Source organism: Halomonas sp. 707D4 (genome assembly GCF_024158685.1).
Lineage (GTDB): Bacteria > Pseudomonadota > Gammaproteobacteria > Pseudomonadales > Halomonadaceae > Vreelandella.
This window is the reverse complement of the sequence record NZ_JAMZBD010000260.1, coordinates 1-4,518: the sequence shown is the minus strand read 5'-3', so window position 1 is coordinate 4,518 and position 4,518 is coordinate 1. Positions and strand designations below refer to the sequence as shown.

General features: G+C 65.2%; 5 protein-coding genes. All 5 read right to left on the bottom strand.

The window, feature by feature from the left end:
• On the bottom strand, positions 1-393 hold a 393-nt coding region (locus tag BIS11_RS11545; protein ID WP_253586076.1), incomplete at its 3' end, for an MFS transporter.
• Positions 394-478: 85 nt separating this feature from the next.
• On the bottom strand, positions 479-2,623 hold the full coding sequence (pnp, locus tag BIS11_RS11540) for a polyribonucleotide nucleotidyltransferase (protein WP_253425498.1): 2,145 nt from the start codon (positions 2,621-2,623) through the stop codon (positions 479-481).
• A 211-nt stretch (positions 2,624-2,834) separates the two neighbouring features.
• Positions 2,835-3,104, bottom strand: coding sequence for a 30S ribosomal protein S15 (gene rpsO, locus BIS11_RS11535; protein WP_027337656.1), 270 nt, complete (start codon positions 3,102-3,104; stop codon positions 2,835-2,837).
• Positions 3,105-3,222: 118 nt separating this feature from the next.
• The gene (gene truB / locus BIS11_RS11530) at positions 3,223-4,143 is read right to left on the bottom strand and encodes a tRNA pseudouridine(55) synthase TruB (RefSeq protein ID WP_253425502.1); all 921 of its coding nucleotides are present in this window, start codon (positions 4,141-4,143) and stop codon (positions 3,223-3,225) included.
• A partial coding sequence (gene rbfA, locus BIS11_RS11525; protein ID WP_253586075.1) for a 30S ribosome-binding factor RbfA occupies positions 4,143-4,518 on the bottom strand: 376 nt, incomplete at its 5' end. The genes truB and rbfA, both read right to left, overlap by 1 nt.

Here is a 4,518-nt window from a genome sequence, read left to right as displayed (position 1 = left end):
GGGCACGCTCTGCTCCGGCACCAGGCGCGGGGCGATACTGCCGGCGATCGCCCAGAACCCGCCGATGCTCACCCCGATCAGCACCCGCGCGGCGAGCAGCGCGACGAAGCTCGACGCCAGCGCCGACAGCACGCTGCCGACCGTCATGGCGACCATCAAGGCGGTGAGCATCACCCGGCGGTCCATGCGCCCCACCGCCACCGGCAGAAGCGGCGCGGCGAACGCCGCCACCACGCCGGGCACCGTGACCATCAGCCCGGCCGCGCCTTCGCTCACCCCCATCTCGCGGGCGATCTGCGAGAGCAGCCCGATCGGTAGCTGCTCGGCGGTCACCAGCAAAAAGATGCCGCCCATCACCGCAACCACCGCCCACCATCTTGCCTGTTGCTCCATGCCTTCTCCTTGCCTTCGACGTATTCAAACGACGCCGCCCCCGCAGCCGGAAGCTGCGGGGGCGGCGTCAGCACCGCGGTCTGGCTTACTCGGCGGGGCTTTCGCTCTGCGCAGCGAAGGCCGCCTTCTCTTCCTCGGTGATTTCCTTGATCGAGAGCTTCACGCGGTTGCGGTTGTCGATGTCGAGCACCTTGACCACCACCTCGTCGCCTTCGTTGAGGAAGTCACGCACGTCGTTGACCCGCTCCGGCACGATCTGGGAGATGTGCACGAGGCCGTCGGTACCCGGCATGATGTTGACGAAGGCGCCGAAGTCGGCGATCCGCACCACCTTGCCGTTGTAGAGCTTGCCGATCTCGGCTTCGGCGGTGATCGCCAGTACCGTGTCGATCGCGGCCTTGGCAGCCTTCTTGTCCTCGGCGTAGATGCGCACGGTGCCATCGTCGTCGAGATCGATCGAGGCGCCGGTGTCTTCGCAGATCTTGCGGATGGTCGCGCCGCCCTTGCCGATGACGTCGCGGATCTTGTCCGGGTCGATCTTGATGGTGGCCATCGATGGCGCGTTTTCGGAGACCTCGGTGCGGCTCTGGTTGATCACCGCGTTCATCTGCTCGAGGATGGTGAGGCGCGCATGGTGAGCCTGCTGCAGCGCGGTCTCCATGATCTCCTCGTTGATACCCTCGATCTTGATGTCCATCTGCAGCGCCGTGACGCCTTCTTCGGAGCCCGCGACCTTGAAGTCCATGTCGCCGAGGTGATCCTCGTCACCCAGAATGTCGGTCAGTACCGCGTAGCCTTCCGGGTCCTTGACCAGGCCCATGGCGATACCGGCGACCGGCGCCTTGAGCGGAACGCCCGCGTCCATCAGCGCCAAGGAGGAGCCGCATACCGACGCCATGGAGCTGGAGCCGTTGGACTCGGTGATCTCGGAAACCACGCGAATGGTGTAGGGGAAGGCGTCTTCGGAGGGCAGCATCGCCTGCACGCCGCGACGCGCCAGACGGCCGTGGCCGATTTCGCGGCGCTTGGGCCCGCCCATGAAGCCTGCTTCGCCCACCGAGTAGGGGGGGAAGTTGTAGTGCAGCATGAAGCGGTCCTTGCGCTCACCCTCGAGCGACTCGATCAGCTGCGAGTCGCGCAGCGTGCCCAGCGTTGCCACGGCGATCGCCTGGGTCTCGCCACGGGTGAACACCGCCGAGCCGTGGGTCTTGGGCAGCACGCCGACCTCGATGGAGAGCGGACGCACGGTGGTGTTGTCGCGACCGTCGATACGCGGCTCGCCTTTCACCACCCGCGAGCGCACCACGCGCTTCTCGAGGGAAGCGAACGCGCCCTTCACCTCGCCTGCGTCGAACTTGTCGTTGACCGGCTCGCCCTCGACCGCTCCCAGCGCCTCGAGCGCCTGCTCTTTCAGCGCCGCCAGCGCGTCCTGGCGCTGCATCTTGTCGGTGATGCGGTAGGCCTCGCCCACCTTGGCCTCGAACTGCTCGGCGATGGCGGATTTCAGCGCGGCGTTCTCCTCGGCCGGCTGCCACTCCCAGCGCGGCTTGCCCGCCTGCTCGGCCAGCTCCTTGATGGCGCTGACCGCGACCTGCATCTCCTGGTGACCAAACAGCACAGCACCAAGCATCTCGTCCTCGAGCAGCTCCTGGGCCTCGGACTCGACCATCAGCACGGCGTTGTCGGTACCGGCGACGACCATGTCGAGCTCGGAGGTCTTGAGCTCCTCGACGGTCGGGTTCAGGAAGTAGCCCTGCTCTTCGTTGAAGCCGACGCGCGCCGCGCCGATCGGGCCGTTGAAGGGCACGCCGGAAACGGCGAGGGCCGCCGAGGTGCCGAGCATCGCGGCGATGTCCGGGTCGTGGTTACGGTCGGTGGAGAGAACGGTACAGATCACCTGCACTTCGTTCATGAACCCCTTGGGAAACAGCGGGCGAATGGGACGGTCGATCAGGCGCGAGGTCAGCGTCTCCTTCTCGGTGGGGCGCCCTTCGCGCTTGAAGAAGCCGCCGGGAATCTTGCCGACCGCGTAGGTCTTTTCCTGGTAGTGTACCGAGAGCGGGAAGAAGGGCTGGCCGGGGTTGACGTCTTTCTTCGCCACCACGGTGCACAGCACCACGGTATCGTCCATGGTGACCATGACGGCACCAGTGGCTTGGCGAGCGATGCGCCCGGTCTCGAGGGTGACGGTGCTGCGACCGTACTGGAACGTTTTCTTTACCGGATTCACGGCGACTTCCTTTGACTTGAAGAGTTACTTGTCTGATCTTGGGTCGTTTGACTCGCCACTATTCTAGGCGCTGTGGCCTTCAAGGGCCACCAGAAACCCGGCATCGCCAGGCGCGAACGGGGTACGCGACGTGCGGCAGGCACAAAAAAACGGGCAGCCCCGAAGGGCTGCCCGTTTTCGTGTGCGCCACGCTTGCCCGAAGGCAGGCGTCTTAGCGACGCAGGCCCAGACGCTGGATTAGCGACTGGTAGCGCTCGAAATCCTTGCGCTTGAGGTAGTCCAGCAGCTTACGACGCTGGTTGACCATGCGGATCAGGCCACGACGGGAGTGGTGATCCTGCTTGTTGGTCTTGAAGTGGTCCTGCAGGCCGTTGATGTTGGCGCTCAGCAGAGCGACCTGCACCTCGGGGGATCCGGTGTCGTTCTCGCCGCGGCCGTATTCGTTGACGATCTCGGCCTTTTTCTCAGCGGTTAATGCCATCTGTCTCTCCAGTCAGCAATATGCCTAACAATGAATGGGTGAGACCACGCATATTTGCAGTCTCAAGGGCTATTTTCGCGTAATTCGCCGCCTCCTTGCAACGTTTTAACGCGATCGCTTACGAAATGGCGACGGTACTGAACAGCCGCCTGGGCGCCACTTCCCCTGGGCCCTTCACCACGCCAAGGCCGATGAAGACCTCGGCGTGATAGAGTCTTGCTAGCGCCTCGACATCGAGGGCCGAGACATCCACCGTGGCGCTCTGGCCGTGGGCCAGACGAGCCTGGGCAGCGTCGTCGACGACAAGCGCGGGCAGGTGATCGACCAGCACGTCCGCGGGCATCAGCTGTGCCTCGCGGGTGGGCTGATCCTCGAGCGCTTCGAGCGCTTCGAGGGTCCACATCGCGTCACTCCCGAAAGGCCCGGTCTTGAGCCTTCGAAGCGCGCTGATGTGCGCCCCGCAGCCGAGTGCTGCGCCGATATCCTCGGCCAGCGTTCGGATGTAGGTGCCCTTGCTACAGCTCACCTCGAGCTCGAACGCGGTGCCCTCGAAGGCGATCAGCCGCGCATCGAAAATGCACACCCGGCGCGCCTTGCGCTCGACCACCTTGCCTTCCCGGGCAAGCTCGTAGAGCTTCTTGCCCTGATGCTTGAGGGCCGAGTACATCGGCGGCACCTGATCGATCTCGCCGCGAAAGCGCGCAATGGCGGCCTCCACGTCTTGGCTGGTGAGCTCGGGCACCGCGCGGCGCTCGAGCACTTCGCCCTCGGCGTCGCCGGTGTCGGTGATCACCCCGAGCTCCACCCGGGTGCGATACATCTTGTCGGCTTCGAGAAGGTGCGCCGAGAACTTGGTCGCCTCCCCCAGGCAGATAGGCAGAAGCCCGGTCGCCATGGGGTCGAGAGTGCCGGTATGGCCCGCCTTCTGCGCCTCGAACAGCCGGCGCACGCGCTGCAGGGCGTGGTTGCTGGAAAGGCCCTTCGGCTTGTCCAGCAGCAGCACGCCGTTGACCGGCAGCCCCTTGCGGCGGCGCGCCATCAGCGAGGCTCTCCGCCCTGCTCGGCGGCATCATCCTCGTCACTGCCCTGACGCGCGCGGTCACTGGAGACCGCCTCGTCGATCAGCGACGAAAGCTGCTGGCCGCGCACGACGCTTTCATCGTAATGAAAGCGCAGCTCCGGCACGTGGCGCAGCTTGATCCGCCTGGCGATCTGGCTTCTCAGAAACCCGGAGGCGCGCTTGAGCACCTGCAGGTTTTCCTTGATACGCTCGGGCGCCTGTTCACCCAACAGGGTGACGTAGATGTCGGCGTAGCCCAGATCGCGGCTGACGGTCGCGCCGCTCACCGTGATCATGCCCAGGCGCGGGTCCTTGACCTCGCGCTGGATGAGGACCGCCAGCTCCTTCTGGAGC

Excerpts from the sequence above, each read along its gene's own strand:
- rpsO (WP_027337656.1), bottom strand. The coding sequence starts at position 3,104 with ATGGCATTAACCGCTGAGAAAAAGGCCGAGATCGTCAACGAATACGGC.
- truB (WP_253425502.1), bottom strand. The coding sequence starts at position 4,143 with ATGGCGCGCCGCCGCAAGGGGCTGCCGGTCAACGGCGTGCTGCTGCTG.